This window comes from Solwaraspora sp. WMMA2101 (assembly GCF_049179175.1).
Taxonomy (GTDB): domain Bacteria; phylum Actinomycetota; class Actinomycetes; order Mycobacteriales; family Micromonosporaceae; genus Micromonospora_E.
Window position 1 is genome coordinate 1,569,317 of record NZ_JBMHMA010000006.1, and the last position, 14,363, is coordinate 1,583,679.

General features: G+C 70.4%; 21 protein-coding genes and 1 riboswitch. Of the genes, 13 read left to right on the forward strand and 8 right to left on the reverse strand.

What is annotated here, in order from left to right; genetic code table 11:
* Positions 1-30 precede the first annotated feature (30 nt).
* Positions 31-1,113, forward strand: a complete 1,083-nt coding sequence (locus ACN28F_RS07710; RefSeq protein ID WP_421357333.1) for a 3-deoxy-7-phosphoheptulonate synthase — start codon at positions 31-33, stop codon at positions 1,111-1,113.
* 80 nt (positions 1,114-1,193) lie between these two features.
* Here ACN28F_RS07710 and ACN28F_RS07715 read toward each other — a convergent pair whose 3' ends face one another.
* Positions 1,194-1,484, reverse strand: coding sequence for a GlsB/YeaQ/YmgE family stress response membrane protein (locus tag ACN28F_RS07715; protein ID WP_282226042.1), 291 nt, complete (start codon positions 1,482-1,484; stop codon positions 1,194-1,196).
* Between the two features lie 168 nt (positions 1,485-1,652).
* On the opposite strand from ACN28F_RS07715, the gene ACN28F_RS07720 reads away from it, so the two are divergent.
* Positions 1,653-1,865 (forward strand): hypothetical protein, encoded by a 213-nt coding sequence (locus ACN28F_RS07720; RefSeq protein WP_289207367.1) that lies wholly within the window; start codon positions 1,653-1,655, stop codon positions 1,863-1,865.
* A 5-nt stretch (positions 1,866-1,870) separates the two neighbouring features.
* On the forward strand, positions 1,871-2,077 hold the full coding sequence (locus ACN28F_RS07725) for a hypothetical protein (RefSeq protein ID WP_289207368.1): 207 nt from the start codon (positions 1,871-1,873) through the stop codon (positions 2,075-2,077).
* 15 nt (positions 2,078-2,092) lie between these two features.
* Here the strand turns inward: ACN28F_RS07725 and ACN28F_RS07730 are convergent, their stop codons facing one another.
* The 3 genes from ACN28F_RS07730 to ACN28F_RS07740 all read right to left on the reverse strand — a co-directional run bounded on the left by ACN28F_RS07730 (position 2,093) and on the right by ACN28F_RS07740 (position 3,413).
* A complete protein-coding gene (locus ACN28F_RS07730; RefSeq protein ID WP_289207369.1) occupies positions 2,093-2,623 on the reverse strand; it encodes a DUF1360 domain-containing protein in 531 nt (176 codons plus the stop codon).
* A gap of 94 nt (positions 2,624-2,717) precedes the next feature.
* Complete coding sequence (locus ACN28F_RS07735; RefSeq protein ID WP_289207370.1) at positions 2,718-3,047, reverse strand: hypothetical protein; 330 nt, start codon at positions 3,045-3,047, stop codon at positions 2,718-2,720.
* Between the two features lie 3 nt (positions 3,048-3,050).
* Complete coding sequence (locus ACN28F_RS07740) at positions 3,051-3,413, reverse strand: DUF6158 family protein (protein ID WP_421357334.1); 363 nt, start codon at positions 3,411-3,413, stop codon at positions 3,051-3,053.
* An 87-nt stretch (positions 3,414-3,500) separates the two neighbouring features.
* Between ACN28F_RS07740 and ACN28F_RS07745 the strand changes: the two genes are divergently transcribed.
* The gene (locus ACN28F_RS07745; RefSeq protein ID WP_289207371.1) at positions 3,501-3,947 is read left to right on the forward strand and encodes a hypothetical protein; all 447 of its coding nucleotides are present in this window, start codon (positions 3,501-3,503) and stop codon (positions 3,945-3,947) included.
* Between the two features lie 53 nt (positions 3,948-4,000).
* Positions 4,001-4,330 (forward strand): DUF3817 domain-containing protein, encoded by a 330-nt coding sequence (locus tag ACN28F_RS07750; protein ID WP_289207372.1) that lies wholly within the window; start codon positions 4,001-4,003, stop codon positions 4,328-4,330.
* Between the two features lie 99 nt (positions 4,331-4,429).
* Here the strand turns inward: ACN28F_RS07750 and ACN28F_RS07755 are convergent, their stop codons facing one another.
* Positions 4,430-4,636, reverse strand: coding sequence for a DUF397 domain-containing protein (locus ACN28F_RS07755; protein ID WP_289207373.1), 207 nt, complete (start codon positions 4,634-4,636; stop codon positions 4,430-4,432).
* Between the two features lie 243 nt (positions 4,637-4,879).
* Here ACN28F_RS07755 and ACN28F_RS07760 point away from each other — a divergent pair, with 243 nt between their 5' ends.
* Positions 4,880-5,761, forward strand: coding sequence for a DUF5753 domain-containing protein (locus tag ACN28F_RS07760; protein ID WP_421357335.1), 882 nt, complete (start codon positions 4,880-4,882; stop codon positions 5,759-5,761).
* A 25-nt stretch (positions 5,762-5,786) separates the two neighbouring features.
* Here the strand turns inward: ACN28F_RS07760 and ACN28F_RS07765 are convergent, their stop codons facing one another.
* Positions 5,787-6,428 carry a DUF6232 family protein gene (locus tag ACN28F_RS07765; RefSeq protein WP_289207375.1) on the reverse strand — a complete coding sequence of 214 codons (642 nt, stop codon included), beginning with the start codon at positions 6,426-6,428 and terminating at the stop codon, positions 5,787-5,789.
* 474 nt (positions 6,429-6,902) lie between these two features.
* Positions 6,903-7,044, forward strand: a riboswitch (cyclic di-AMP (ydaO/yuaA leader).
* Between the two features lie 10 nt (positions 7,045-7,054).
* On the opposite strand from ACN28F_RS07765, the gene ACN28F_RS07770 reads away from it, so the two are divergent.
* Positions 7,055-8,017, forward strand: coding sequence for a C40 family peptidase (locus ACN28F_RS07770; RefSeq protein ID WP_289207376.1), 963 nt, complete (start codon positions 7,055-7,057; stop codon positions 8,015-8,017).
* Between the two features lie 93 nt (positions 8,018-8,110).
* Here the strand turns inward: ACN28F_RS07770 and ACN28F_RS07775 are convergent, their stop codons facing one another.
* The gene (locus ACN28F_RS07775; RefSeq protein ID WP_421361306.1) at positions 8,111-9,040 is read right to left on the reverse strand and encodes a sigma-70 family RNA polymerase sigma factor; all 930 of its coding nucleotides are present in this window, start codon (positions 9,038-9,040) and stop codon (positions 8,111-8,113) included.
* A 445-nt stretch (positions 9,041-9,485) separates the two neighbouring features.
* Positions 9,486-10,166, reverse strand: a complete 681-nt coding sequence (locus tag ACN28F_RS07780; RefSeq protein ID WP_289207377.1) for a dTMP kinase — start codon at positions 10,164-10,166, stop codon at positions 9,486-9,488.
* 180 nt (positions 10,167-10,346) lie between these two features.
* Here ACN28F_RS07780 and ACN28F_RS07785 point away from each other — a divergent pair, with 180 nt between their 5' ends.
* The 6 genes from ACN28F_RS07785 to ACN28F_RS07810 all read left to right on the forward strand — a co-directional run bounded on the left by ACN28F_RS07785 (position 10,347) and on the right by ACN28F_RS07810 (position 14,333).
* A complete protein-coding gene (locus ACN28F_RS07785) occupies positions 10,347-10,955 on the forward strand; it encodes a nucleotidyltransferase family protein (RefSeq protein WP_289207378.1) in 609 nt (202 codons plus the stop codon).
* Positions 10,918-11,208 (forward strand): hypothetical protein, encoded by a 291-nt coding sequence (locus ACN28F_RS07790; RefSeq protein WP_289207379.1) that lies wholly within the window; start codon positions 10,918-10,920, stop codon positions 11,206-11,208. The genes ACN28F_RS07785 and ACN28F_RS07790 overlap by 38 nt, the downstream gene beginning before the upstream one ends.
* Complete coding sequence (locus tag ACN28F_RS07795) at positions 11,205-11,948, forward strand: metallophosphoesterase family protein (protein WP_289207380.1); 744 nt, start codon at positions 11,205-11,207, stop codon at positions 11,946-11,948. Before ACN28F_RS07790 ends, ACN28F_RS07795 begins: the two co-directional genes overlap by 4 nt.
* Positions 11,949-11,985: 37 nt before the next feature.
* Positions 11,986-12,129, forward strand: coding sequence for a GPGG-motif small membrane protein (locus ACN28F_RS07800; protein WP_199757467.1), 144 nt, complete (start codon positions 11,986-11,988; stop codon positions 12,127-12,129).
* Positions 12,130-12,246: 117 nt separating this feature from the next.
* Positions 12,247-12,756, forward strand: coding sequence for a TspO/MBR family protein (locus tag ACN28F_RS07805; RefSeq protein ID WP_421357336.1), 510 nt, complete (start codon positions 12,247-12,249; stop codon positions 12,754-12,756).
* 233 nt (positions 12,757-12,989) lie between these two features.
* Entirely contained in the window at positions 12,990-14,333 is a 1,344-nt protein-coding gene (locus ACN28F_RS07810; protein ID WP_421357337.1) for an ABC transporter substrate-binding protein, read from the forward strand.
* The last annotated feature ends 30 nt before the right edge of the window (positions 14,334-14,363 follow it).

The following is a 14,363-nucleotide window of genomic DNA, read 5'->3' on the forward strand; positions in this document are numbered from 1 at the left end:
CCAGGCGGCTGGCGAAAGGAAGAGCACCGCATGATGACCTCCGGACGGATCACCGATCAGCGCATCGACCGAGTCGTCCCACTGACCACCCCCGCCCTGCTGCACCACGAACTGCCGCTGGACGATCAGCTCACCGCCCGGGTGCTGGCCGGTCGACAAGCCGTGGCCGGAGTGCTCGACGGCCAGGACGACCGGCTGCTGGTCGTGGTCGGGCCCTGCTCGGTGCACGACCCGGCCGCCGCGCTGGAGTACGCCCAACTGCTCGCCGCCGCCGCGCAGCGGCACGCCGAGGACCTGTTGATCGTGATGCGGGTCTACTTCGAGAAGCCCCGCTCCACCGTCGGTTGGAAGGGCCTGATCAACGACCCCGGCCTGGACGGCTCCGGGGACGTCAACTCGGGGCTGCGGATCGCCCGGTCGCTGCTGCTGGAGGTGCTGCGGACCGGTCTGCCGGTGGGGTGCGAGTTCCTCGACCCGATCACGCCGCAGTACATCGCCGACACCGTCGCCTGGGGTGCCATCGGCGCCCGTACGGTGGAGAGCCAGGTGCACCGGCAGCTCTCCTCCGGTCTGTCGATGCCGATCGGCATGAAGAACCGTCCCGACGGCAGCATGGCCACGGCCGTGGACGCGATCCGGGCCGCAGCCGTACCGCACGTCTTCCCCGGCATCGACATGTCCGGGACCCCGGCGATCCTGCACACCCGGGGCAACGCCGACTGTCATCTGGTGCTGCGGGGCGGGGCCGGCGAGCCGAACTACGACGCCGCGTCGGTGGCCGCCGCACTGGACCTGCTGCGGGCCAGTGACCTCCCGCAGCGGCTGGTCATCGACGCCAGCCACGGCAACAGCGGCAAGGACCACCGTCGGCAGCCGCTGGTGGTCGAGGACATCGCCGGTCAGCTCGGCGGCGGCCAGCGGGGCATCGTCGGCGTGATGCTGGAGTCGTTCCTGGTGCCCGGCCGGCAGGATCTGGACCCGACCGGGGAGCTGGTCCACGGCCAGTCGATCACCGACGCCTGCATGGGGTGGGAGCAGACCGCCGAGGTGCTGCAGCGGCTCGCCGCCGCGGTCGGTGACCGGCGGGCGACGCTCGCCACCGCCTCACGGTGACCAGGACCGGGACCGCCACCGCCTCGCGCTGACCTGCACCGGGATCCGGCCGGCCCCCGGCCGGATCCCGGTGATCGCCGTCAGCGGGTGGCCCGCCCCGGCGCGTCGGTCGGCCGGTGCCCGGCCGCCCGGGCGGCGATCCAGACGAAGAAGACGGCCAGCGCCACCTGGATCGCGTGCCGCAGCCAGTCGACCCCGGCGGTCTCGCCGATGCCGAGCCAGGTCGCGATCACGCCGCCGAGCAGCGCGGCGGCGATGCCGACCCCGATGGTCAGCCAGATCGAGATGTTCTGCCGGCCCGGCAGCAGCAGCCGGCCGAGTGCGCCGATGACGGCGCCGGCAATGAGCGCCCACAGGATGGTGCCGATCATGATTCCACCTCCGGGGCCGAGCCTAGGTGCCAGGTCGGGCCGGCCGAGGGAGAACGGGCAAGCCTGCGCCGCGGCTCTCCGGCCGAACGTTTCCCGTCCGGGTGTGTGCCGGGTCACCCTCACCCGTCCGCGTTGTTTGCCACCGGACGCCCGGGGTAGCACGCCGGGGTGACCGATGAGAGTTCGCGGGTCGGGCTGTACGAGTTGCTCGACGACATCTATCTCGGCAAGGAGCGGGTGAGTCGGGGTGAGATCGCCCGCCGGGCGGTCGCCGCCGAGCTACCTGCCCACCTGCTCACCAGGATCAACGCCATGCCCGAGGGCGAGTACGCCCAGGACGAGGCGGAAGAGGTCCTGCACTCCTCGACGGAAGGCAGCTGATCGCGATGACCGACGACGACGACCGGAGCACGTCACGCCCCGCTCTGGGCCAGAGCCCGGACGGCAGCCCACCGCCGGACGATCCCGACTTCGCCGGCGAACACGACGACACGGCGGTCGCCAACGACATCATCGAGGGCACCGACACCCGCGAACCGGAGTCACCGCGAGGCTGGTCCGGGATGGAGAAACCGGGCGTCACCGTCGACTGACGGACCGGGTGGTGGTCAGTGGTGGGTGTCGGCGTGCCGCGCCGCCGCGTACGCCATCTGGAGAAAATCGGATCCGGCCACCGCGGTGAAGCAGGTCGCCACCAGGCGGGTCGCCCGTGGGGCGAAGACCAGTCCGATGGTCAGCCCGGTCGCGACCCACACGGCCAGGCAGAACGGGCAGCTGACCATCTCACCGAACACGTGTCGGGAGCCGCTGCCGTCGTCGCGGACCTCCTCGGCCACCTCGCCAGCGCCGGTCGGCCCGTCGTAGCGGGTGAACGGGGCCCGCAACGGGCTGGTCACCGCGTCCTTGCTGACCAGTCGGCTCAGCTTGTGGGTGGCGACGCTGATCAGCACGACGTCACCGAGCCCCACCCGGGGCGGTAGTTGCCGTCCGGTGAGCAGCACGGCCGCACCGGCCCCGGCCACCACCGACGCGTACACGGTCAACGCCCGGGCGTACCCGCCGAGCGGACGGTCGCCGCCTGGCGCGTACGCCCGTAGCAGCGCGGCACCTCGGCCGCGTACCCGGTCACCCACCGCCATGTCGCACACTCCCCCGCTCGCTCGATGCCGCTCGCTCGATGCCGCTCGCTCGATGCCCGCCCGCTCGGTCCTGGACAGGCACAGGTGGTCCACCTCAGCCCGCGTTGAGGTTGTCGGTGACGGCGCGGGCCAGCCCGGTCAACGTCTCGTCGGCGATCCGGGTGAGATCCTCGTGGGGCAGCTCGGCGTCCAGTTCCAGCCGCAGCATCGCCCCGCCGGCCTGCACCGGGTAGACCCGCAGCACCGCCGACCACGGCGCGTCCGGGGCGGTCCAGCGGGCCTGCAGCGGGCCGTCGCCGGCCGGTTGCGCGCTGGCCCGTTTCAGCATTTCAGGCAACCAGGCGGTACGGCGGTCCGGGTCGGTCGCGGTGCCGTAGGCCACCTCGGGGGGAGCGGAGACGCCCCGTTCGGCGTACGCCGGCACGGCTCACCGCCCGTCACGTAGCCGGGCCGGATCGATCTCCCGCCCCGGGTTGCGGGTGAGGTACTCGGTCTCCAGATCGGCGGTCCGCCGCAGGTGGTTCGCCAGCGCCGCGTCGGTGCCGTGCCGCAAGGTGTCCAGCCGGGTGCGGTGCAGGCTGCCCATCTCCCGGATCAGGTCGCCGTCGGTCAGTTCGACCGCGTCGATGCCGGGGTCGACCTCCGGGGCGGCGTCGTCGACGCCGAGGCAGCCGTCGTCAGCCTGGTCGCCGTCCCAGCCGGTCATCTCGGGCGGGTGGCCGGTGCGGGGTGGGAACGGGGTGCCGGCTGATGCCGGCGAGTAGTCGCCGTAGCGCGCTGGTCCGGTCATCTCCGGCCTCCGGGGAGTCGACGAGGCGTCATCGTCGGGGAATTCCCCGCAGACCGGCAGGCAAACCCGGCCGGTACCCTTTCGGACATGCGGCAGCTCTGGACCCCCGCGTGGATCCTGCGCCACCTCGCGATGCTGGTCGTGGTGGCGGGCTTCCTCGCGCTGGGCTGGTGGCAGATCAGCCGGGCCGCCGCCGGCAACACCCTGAGCTGGGCGTACGCGGTGGAGTGGCCGGTGTTCGCGGCGTTCGTCGTGTTCGTCTGGGCCCGCGAGGTACGGCAGGTGCTGCGCCGGGCCGCTCCGGCGGCCGACCGGCCGGAACCGGCGCCGGTGCCCGCCCCGACAGCCCCGGTGTCGGCCCCCGCCCCGGTCCCGGCGGTCCCGGCCCCGGCGATCAGACGGCCGGTGCGGATCCGGTCGACCGGCTCTGCGCCCGTGACGGAGCCCGACGATCCGCAGCTGGCCGCCTACAACGACTACCTGGCCTGGCTGAACGCCAATCCGCACGCCCGGGCCAGTGACTATCCCGGCTGACCGTCGGGGCGACAGGTGACGACCGGGCGCCAGCCCGGTGAGAAAGGACGACCGTGTCTGGTGCACTCATCCGCTACCGGCTGATCGCGTACGTGGTCGGTGTGGTGCTGATCCTGCTGATGGTCGTCGGGATGCCGATGAAGTACCTGTTCCACGACGCCGTGGTCGTGGAGACGATCGGCCCGGCGCACGGCTTCCTCTACATGGTGTACCTGGTGGCCGCCTTCGACCTGGCCCGGCGGGCGAACTGGTCACTCGGGCGGATCGTGGCGATCATGCTCGCCGGTACGGTGCCGTTCGTGTCGTTCTGGGCGGAGCGGGTGGTGTCCCGCTGGGCGCAGCAGGTGATCAAGGCCGAGCCGCAGACCGTGACGACGGGCTGAGCCGGGTCCGTCGTCGGCTGCCGGGTCCGTCGGGCGGGTCCAGGTGTGCCGACCGGGTGCGGTGCCGGGCGACGCGAGCGCCGGCCCGACACCGGGTGATCATCCGGCCGTACGACCGGCCCGGTCGTGGTCGAGGCCGGCCACGAAGGCCGTCCACGCCGACGCCGAGAATCGCAGGTGCACGTCGGGGTCGGTGGAGTTACGGACCCCGACCGCCGGGCCGAACGTCGCCACCTCGACACAGGTCGTCGCCTCGCAGCGGCGGCTCTTGCGCCAGGCAGGACCGGCAGTGCTGATCACAGTCACCCAGACTCCTCTATACGGATATTTTGGGGCATTTGCCTTCTAAGACCTCAGGCAATTCGCGCGGACACTATCAGTCGTGGATCTTGCTCCCACCGGGGGCGACCGGGCCGCCCGAAGTCCGGAACGCCGTACCCCGGTTGGTAAGGGCCAGCCGTCCATAGCAGACCGGACGGCACCGGTGTAGCGTCAAGAGACGGCAACCAGCCAGGTGGCATTCTGCTAGGCACTCCCCCGGAGCGATCCATGCCAGCCCGACACCAGGGTCCGACCATCGGGCGCCGCCGACTCCGCGCGGCGCTGCGCCGGGCACGCGAGGCGGCCGAGCTGACCCAGGAGTACGTCGTCACCCAGATGGACTGGTCGCTGTCCAAGCTCATCCGGATCGAGTCCGGCTCGGTCAGCATCTCGACCAACGACGTCAAGGCCCTGCTCGACCTCTACGGGGTCCGCGACCAGCAGCAGGTCCAGGAACTGGTCGAACTGGCCCGGGCAGCCCGGCGACGGGCCTGGTGGAGCGGGTACAAGGACCGGGTGCCGGCGGCCTACGCCGCCTACATCGGGCTGGAGGCCGAGGCTTCGGCGCTGCAGTACTTCCAGCCGATCAGCTTCCCCGGCCTGCTGCAGACCGAGGAGTACGCGCGGGCGGTGATCCCCGCCGACGGCCCGCACCACGTACCGGCCGAGGAGATCGAGGGTCGGGTACAGATCCGGATGGCCCGCCAGCACGCGGTGCTGGACGGTGCCGACCCGCCCCGCATCGAGGTGATCCTCGACGAGGCCGCGCTCCGTCGGATGACCGGCGGTCGGCGCATTCTGCGCGAGCAGCTGCGCCACGTGGCGAAGATGTGCGCCGCCCCGCACGTCTCGGTCCGGGTGCTGCCCTTCGCCGCGGGCAGCAACACCGTCCTCGGCCCGTTCGTCATCCTGCACTTCGCCGATCAGGCCGACGCCGACGTGGTCTACGTGGAGAGCGCGCTGGTCGAGGAGGTCATCGACCGGGCCGGCGAGGTCCGGTCGTACCAGCATGTCTTCGATCGACTCCGCGCGGAGGCGCTGTCCGCCAACGAATCGGTGGCGATGCTGCTCGACCTCGCCCGGCAGTTGGACGAGGACATTGCGGGCTGACCGGCGGCGGGGGCCGCCGGCCGGCTCACCGCTGGTCGGGCACCCAGGGCTCGATCGTCACCGGCTCGGACAGGCCGGCCAGCCGCGACATCTCCCGGGCCCGCATCAACGCCCGGCTCACCTGCCCGTACTGGCGTTCCTCGTCGGTGCTGAACAGCAGGACCAGCAGGCCCTCGTGTCGGCCCCAGAGCTCGTAGGACCGTGGCCGTACCTTGTCGCCGAGCCAGCCGAGGCCGACCGGGACGAACGCCGCCACCAGCATCGCGAAATAGGCAGCAGCGCTGACCTCGGCGAGCCCCTGGGTGAAGCCGATGGTCACCGCGATCGCCGAGAGGATGACGACGGTCACTGCCACCAACCGCCCGGTCAGCCGGTCCCGGGCGCCACGGGCGGTACGCAGTTCGGTGAGGTCCCGGATCGCGAACCGACGCCCGGCGACGACGAACCAGTCGGCGGTGACGCAGATGCCGGGCTGGCGGTAGAAGGTCGGCCCAGCGGCGGCGGGTCGGGTGACCGGGGCGCCGGGTGCCGCGCCACGGGCGGGCGATCGGCGCCCGGGTGTCCGGGGGATCAACGGTGTCGTGGTGCTGCTGCGGTCGCCCGGCCGGGCGGCCCGGCGAAGGGTCGGGGATCCGCGTAGTGGCGGGGTCCGGCGGGTGGCACGCATCGGCTGCCTCCGAAGGTCGGGTACGGCACTGACCTTGCGCGTCCATTGTGCAAACGGCGAGCTACTCGATGGAAGATACGCATTCTGCCACCTAGCTGATTGACGTACGGCAGGACGCTTCCTGGACTCCGATACGACACTTTTGTTCTTATTTACCCTAGTGGATGCCCACCAGCAACCGCGTAGAGCGACTTATCGAGCATTTCGCCCAGTCGATCGAAACCTGGCGCCCGGTCACCGTGCGACCACCTCGCGAAGCCACCCGATTCGCCATTGCATGACGCAGCGCCACTGTGCACTACATTCTGTGACTATCGGCGCCACTCCACCATGGTCGATGCCACGGATCACGACGAGCGAGGGTTTCCGCGAGCAACCGTTGCGGCTAGGTTAGATTCGCTGGTCCGGTTACCAGTCACCGACCCCGGTGACGCCGGCCCGGTGCCGCCGAATCACCATCCGGCAATCACTGAAAGTAGTTGTTCGGTGATCGCATGGTGGTGACCCGGGGACCCACCGAGCACGTCTGGGGTGAATCCGCGTGTCACACGCGGTAGGGCGACACCTTCCCGCCCGAATCCGTCAGCTAACCCGGTAGGCGGCGTGGGAAGAAGGGTTCTGCGTTCTTGTCAACAGCGCGGATTCTGCTGCGTACCCTCGTGCTGGCCGGCGTGACCGCCGGGCTGGTGGTTCCGGCCGTCGCCGTCTCCGCCCAGCCCTCGGTCAGCGAACTCACGCAGCAGATCAACAAGGAATCCGAGGAACTGGCCAAGGTCGTCGAGTCGTACAACCGGCTCACCGAGGAGTCCAAGACCACCCGGGCGGCGGTCGAGGAGCTCGACACCAAGCTGGGTCCACTGCAGGACGAACTCGCCCGGGCCGAGGTCGAGGTCGGGCAGATCGCCATCACCGCCTACAAGTCCGGCGGGCTGAGCACCGCCAGCGCGCTGCTCGACAGCGGCTCGTCGGACGGTTTCCTGGACCGGCTGGGCACCCTCGACCACCTCGCGCGGGACCGTCAGCAGCGGCTCAGCAACTTCACCAGCACCCAGGCGACGTACCTGGCTGAGCAGGAGAAGCTGCAGGCGACGCTCGCCAAGCAGGAAGCCCAGGCCAAGGAGCTCGCCGACCGCAAGAAGTCCATCGAAGCCGACATCGACAAGCTGATGGACAAGCGGGAGGAGGCCTACGGTGCGGCGACCGAGTCCGGCTCGTCGTACACCGGGACGATCCCGTCGGTCGCCGGCGCCGCCGGCGTCGCGGTCGAGTTCGCGTACGGCGCCATCGGCAAGCCGTACGTGTGGGCGTCCAGCGGGCCGAACGGCTACGACTGCTCCGGTCTGACCCTGGCTGCCTGGCGGGCCGCAGGCAAGAGCCTGCCGCACAACGCCGCCATGCAGTGGGACCGGGTCGCCAAGATCAACCGTGGCGACCTGGCACCGGGCGACCTGGTGTTCTACCGGAACCTCGCACACGTCGCCCTGTACGTCGGCGACGGCAAGGTCATCCACGCACCGACGTTCGGCCAGCCCGTCCAACTGGCCAGCGTGGACATGATGGCACCGTACGGGTACGGCCGGGTGCGCTGACCGACCGGCACCGACACGAGGGCCCGGCATCCGCTTACGGATGCCGGGCCCTCGTCGTCACAGGGGACCGTGGTCGTGGCAGCGACCGACCGGTCAGGCCGCCTGCAGCCCCTCGGCCCGGGCCAGCTCACGCAGCCGGCCGAGGGCCTGGATCTCCAGCTGGCGGATGCGCTCGCGGGACAGCGAGAACCGCGAGGCGACCTCGGTGAGCGAATGCTCCCGGCCGTCCTCCAGCCCGTAGCGGGCCCGCATGATGCCGGCGGACCGGTCGTCGAGGTGGTTCAGCAGGCCCTCGATGCGCTGGCGCTCCAACCCGGTCAGCACGATGTCCTCCGGCGACGGCGCGTCGCTGTCGGCCACCAGGTCACCGAGGTTGGTGTCACCGTCGTCGCCGACCGGGGTGTCCAGCGAGACGGTGTCCTGCGACCAGCGGACCAGCTCGTGCACCCGCTCGACCGGCACTCCGAGCGATGCCGCGATCTGCTCCGGCTCCGGATCCGAGCCGAGCTCCCGGGTGAGTTGGCGGGCGACGTTGCGCATCCGGTTGACGTCCTCGACCAGGTGCACCGGCAGCCGGACGGTCCGCTCCTGCTGCGCGATGGCCCGACTGATCGCCTGCCGGATCCACCAGGTGGCGTAGGTGGAGAACTTGAAGCCGCGCTCGTAGTCGAACTTCTCGACCGCCCGGACCAGACCGGTGTTGCCCTCCTGGATCAGATCCAGCATCGGCATCCCGGACCGGACGTAGCGGCGGGCGATCGACACCACCAGCCGCAGGTTGGCCCGGATGAACAGGTCCTTGGCCCGCTCACCCTCGATGACCAGCCGCTCCAGCTCCTCGCGGCTGACCCCGGCCCGCGGGGTGCCCTCCTCGAGCAGGTGCTCGGCGTACAGCCCGGCCTCGATCGCCTTGGACAGCTCGACTTCCCGGGCCGCGTCGAGCAGCGGCGTACGGGAGATCTCATGCAGGTAGACGCCAACGAGGTCCCGCTCCTCGGCCACCTCGTCGGTCCGCAAAGCCATCGTCTTCTCCACGTTGCTCACGGTCCCCTCGTTAACCCCACTTGCCCTGGCACCTGCGATGCGCATCTCCATCAGCCTCTCCCCCGTCACGTCGCCACCGACCGGCGTACCCGGATGTGCGGGTCCCGCCGAACGATGCCGACACCTGCACAACAGATAAGACGCGTCAGGGATTCCGTCTCGTGAGTCGAAGCTGACACGATTGCCTGAGTAATTGCTGTGAGCAGGATTGATGTTTCCTGCCAGGCACCTCGGTCGCGCCGTCGCGACGGGTCTGCCCATGGTGCGTTTCGCGGAGGTCCGCGGCCTTTCGCGGGCCCGCACGAGAGCATGACGCCGGACGCGGCGCCGGCATTCCCGTCACCGCGTCCCCTGCGATCCTCGTCACTGCCAGACCGTCACGTCCCACGCCCGGATGTACGGGCTGAGCAGGGTGTGCGGTTCATCACCGCCCGAGGCGGCCACCATGGTCGGCCGGTAGCCGGTCGACCAGGTGCTGACGCAGCCGCGCGGCGACCTGGGCCGCGCTGCCCCGCGCGTCGATCACCACGAACTCGGCGGCCTCGGGCAACGACCGGTAGGCCGCCGCGCTGCGCACCAGATGCTCCAGCGACTCGCTGTCGGTGCCCCGCGCCTCGATCCGGTGCCGGGCCTCGGCCGGCGGCAGCCAGAGCAGGAAGGTCAGATCCGGCCGGGGAAAGATCCGGTACGCCAGCCGGGCCAGCCGCTCCCAGGCAGCGGCGGCACCGTGGCGGCGGATGCTGACGTACTGGCAGACGGCGTACCGGTCCATCACGGCGACGCCGCCGGGCGAACGCAGGACCGACCGGGCGATCGCCAGCCACCGCAGCAACGCTTCACAGAACATCAGCCCGTTGCGTCCGACCAGCCGCCGGGCGTCCGGCCGGCCCAGTCGCACCGCCAGCCGGTCCAGCCACCGGCGACCGCCGGCGTTGCGCCGGTAGTGGGCGGGCAGGCCGGCGGCGGTGAGCGCGTCGGCGAGCAGCCGCGCCTGGGTGGTCTTGCCGACGCCGTCGATGCCCACCAGGGCGATCCGGCGGACCCGGCGGGTCGGGGCGGTCGGAGTGATCGGGGCGCTGATCGCCGGCGCAGCCGGCGGTGCCACAAGTGAATCCAGTGTGGAGCTCTCAGGGACGGGGGACGGATGCGCCGGAGTCTCAGTGACGAGCACCTTTCCAACGGTAGCGAGTCTCCGCACCTTCGCGTCGGCGACGCGAAGGTGTGAAGCCGTCACGCCCCGGGTACCGGTGGAACCCGTCACCATCACCACCCATCGGAGAGACAGATGGCTCAACAGGGAGACGACGGTCTGCTGCACACCCTCAAGCGGGTGGCGGCCGTACTGAAGCAGTCGGAGATCCCCTTCGTTCTGGGTGGCAGCTTCGCCGTCTACGCGCACGGCGGGCACTCCAGCGATCACGACGTGGACTTCCTGATCCGCGAGTCGGACGTGGAGGCGGCGCTGGCCGCCCTGGTCGCGGCCGGGTTCACCGCCGAACGGCCGCCGGAGGACTGGCTGGTCAAGGTCTTCGACGACGGCCGGATGGTGGACCTGATCCACCGGCCGATCGAGACTCCGGTCACCGACGCGACCTTCGCCGAGAGCATGGTCCGGCCGGTCGACGCGATCCACCTGCCGGTCCTGTCCGCCACCATGCTGATGGTGCACAAACTGCTCAGTTTCTCGCAGCACTACTGCGATTTCACCCGTGCGCTGCCGTTGGCCCGCTCGTTGCGGGAGCAGATCGACTGGGAACGGGTACGTAAGGAAACCGCGCACTCGCCGTACGCCGAGTCCTTCCTGGTGCTGCTGGACCGGCTGGCCGTGGTGCCGGACAACCAGCAGGAGGTGGGCGATGACCAGGACAGACGGGCAGGCAGCAGGCCGGTCTGAGCCACAGCGGCTCGACGAGTACACCGAGTCGGCGGTCCAGCGGCTGCTCAGCGAGCACACCGGGATCGCCGAGCAGGGCGTGACGGTCACCCGCCGCGACCACACGTTGGTGCTGCGCGGCGAGGTCGAGAGCGGGCACCGTCGGGACGAGATCGTCCGGCTTGTGTCGCAACGATTCCCCGGTGTGGCGCTGACCACCGACATCGCGGTGACCCGGGCCTCGGCTCCGAGCGAGGCGGAGGATCTGTCATGATCCGGATCGCCGCGGTGGGTGACGTGCACATGGACACCGACGTCGTCGGCCGGTTCCGTCCGGCACTGGCCCAGCTGCCCGACCAGGCTGACGTACTGCTGCTCGCCGGGGATCTGACCCGGCACGGCACCGAGTCGGAGGCGCGCTGCGTGGCGCAGGAGTTCGGCGACCTCGCGGTTCCGGTCGTCGCGGTGCTCGGCAACCACGACCACCACTGTGACGAGGTTCCACAGCTGGTGAAGGTGCTCACCGACGCCGGGATCACCGTGCTGGAAGGTGACGGGGTCGTCCTGGACAGTCCCGGTGGCCGGCTCGGGGTGGCCGGGGTCAAGGGTTTCGGCGGCGGCTTCGCCGGCCGCTGCGCCAGCCGGTTCGGCGAACCGGAGATGAAGGCCTTCGTCTCCACCACCGCCGAGTCCGCGGACCGGTTGCGGTCGGCGCTGGTGGAGCTGGACTGTGACGTACGGGTGGCGCTGACGCACTACGCCCCGGTGCCCGAGACCCTCGCCGGTGAGCCGCTGGAGATCTACCCGTTCCTCGGCTCGTACCTGCTGGCGGAGGCGATCGACGCGGCGCCGACCGATCTTGCGGTGCACGGGCATGCCCACTTCGGCAGCGAACGCGGCACCACCCCGGGCGGGGTACGGGTCCGTAATGTCGCCCACCCGGTCATCAAACAGGCATACAGCGTGTTCGTGCTGCACCCGGCGGAGCCGGTCGCAGACCGGTCGGACCGCTGAAGGTTTCCCGAGCCAGGCGGAAGGGTACTCAGCAACCATGGAGCTACTTCTCTGGATTCTCGCAGTCGTACTGGTAGTCGCCGGCGTTCTCGCCCTGTTCCGCCGGCAGCTGCTCTGGGGCATCGTCCTGATCGTCGTCGGTCTGCTGGTCGGACCTGGCGGCGTCAGCCTGTTCGCTTGACGTGCCCCGGGCCACCACACCCCCGTATTCACCTGACCCCCCGTATCCGCCGGGGCCACCGGAGCTGGTCCGATCCTCCCTGACAGGACCGGCGACGGTGGCCCCGGCACCTTTTGGATGACCCGTGCCCGTCTGCGCTCTGGAGTAGCTGTGTCTGACTCTGCGGTTCGCCGCCCGTGGTGGGGACTGGCCGTGTTCGCCGCCGCCGTCGCCGTGGCCGCCGCGTTCGGTGCCCTGGCCGCCAGCGACGCCGGCAGCCGGTACGCCGACCTCGCGCAACCTTCCTGGGCCCCGCCGTCCTGGCTGTTCAGCCCGGTCTGGACAGTTTTGTACGTACTGATCGCGGTGGCCGGTTTCCTGGTCTGGCGGCGGGTCGGCATCGGGCCGGCGATCGGCCTGTGGGTGGCGCAGCTGGTGCTCAACGCCGCCTGGACCCCGTTGTTCTTCGGCGCCGGCCAGTACGGCCTGGCGTTCGCCGAGATCGTGCTGCTCTGGCTGGCCATCGGTGCGACGGTGCTGCTGTTTCGGCGGGTGTCCCGGCTGGCGGCGGCGTTGCTGCTGCCGTACTGGGCCTGGGTCACCTTCGCGGCGGCCCTGAACCTGGCGATCTGGCGGCTGAACAGCTGACCGACCTGCCCCACGCCCTGGCTGATGCATCAGTCAGGGCGCTGCCGCGTGTCGTGCGTCACCACGCAGCCGCCGACGGAGGTTTCCGAATTGTTACTGCCTCGTGGCTGCCCAGGACTGGACGCGCTTCCATTGCAAGCGCTTACATGTGAGGACGCCCAGACAGCAAACGACCGGCGGCCGGACCGTGGCAGATCACGGAGCCCGCCGGGCTAGGAAGGGAGAGGACGCCCATGGCGGTCTTCACCAGACCACGTCAGGCCTTCGCGCTCGTTGGCGCACTCGGCCTGGCACTCGCCTCGACGGCGTGCGTTTCCGAAGGTGGCAGCAGCGCGGACCCGGACTCCGAGGAATGCGCCCCATACAGTGACTACCAGGGCAACGAGGGCGAGGTGACCATCTACGCCTCGATCCGCGACGCCGAAGCGGACCTGCTCGAGCAGTCGTGGAGTCAGTTCGCCGACTGCACCGGCATCGACATCCGCTACGAGGGCAGCGGCGAGTTCGAGGCCCAGCTGCAGGTGCGGGTCGACGGCGGCAACCCGCCGGACATCGCCTTCATCCCGCAGCCCGGCCTGCTCGGCCGTTTCGCCGAGTCCGGCCAGCTGCAGGCCGCCTCGGACGAGACCAGGGCGATGGCCGAGGCCAACTACAGCGAGGACTGGCTGGCGTACGGCACCGTCGACGGCACCTTCTACGGCGCCCCGCTCGGTTCCAACGTCAAGTCCTTCGTCTGGTACTCCCCGAGCATGTTCGCCGACAACGGCTGGACCGTGCCGGAGACCTGGGACGAGCTGATCGCGCTCAGCGACCAGGTCGCCGCCAGCGGCACCAAGCCGTGGTGCGTCGGTGTCGAGTCCGGTGACGCCACCGGCTGGCCGGCCACCGACTGGATCGAGGACATCATGCTCCGGACCCAGACGCCGGAGGTCTACGACCAGTGGACCACCCACGAGATCCCGTTCAACGACCCGCGGGTCGCCGAGGCCGTCGACCAGGCCGGCTCGATCCTCAAGAACGAGGAGTACGTCAACGGCGGCTTCGGTGGCGTCTCCAGTATCACCGCGACCGCGTTCCAGGAGGCGGGCACCCCGATCCTCGACGGTGAGTGCGCGCTGCACCGCCAGGCCAGCTTCTACGCCAACCAGTGGCCGGAGGGCACCGAGGTGGCCGAGGACGGCGACGTCTTCGCGTTCTACTTCCCGACCAACGACCCGAGCGCCGGCCAGCCGGTCCTCGGCGGTGGCGAGTTCACCGTGGCGTTCGCCGACCGGCCCGAGGTCCAAGCGGTGCAGACCTACCTGGCCTCGCCGGAGTACGCCAACAGCCGGGCGTCGCTGGGCAACTGGGTGTCGGCCAACACCGGGCTGGACATCGCCAACGTGGAGAACCCGATCGACCGGCTCTCCGTGGAGATCCTGCAGGACGAGAACACCACGTTCCGCTTCGACGGGTCGGACCTGATGCCGGCCGCCGTCGGCGCCGGTACCTTCTGGCGCGGCATGGTCGACTGGCTCAGCGGTCAGAGCACCGCCGAGACCCTCGACTACATCGAGGGATCCTGGCCGACCAGCTGACAGCACGCGGCCGGCCCACCCCGGGGTACC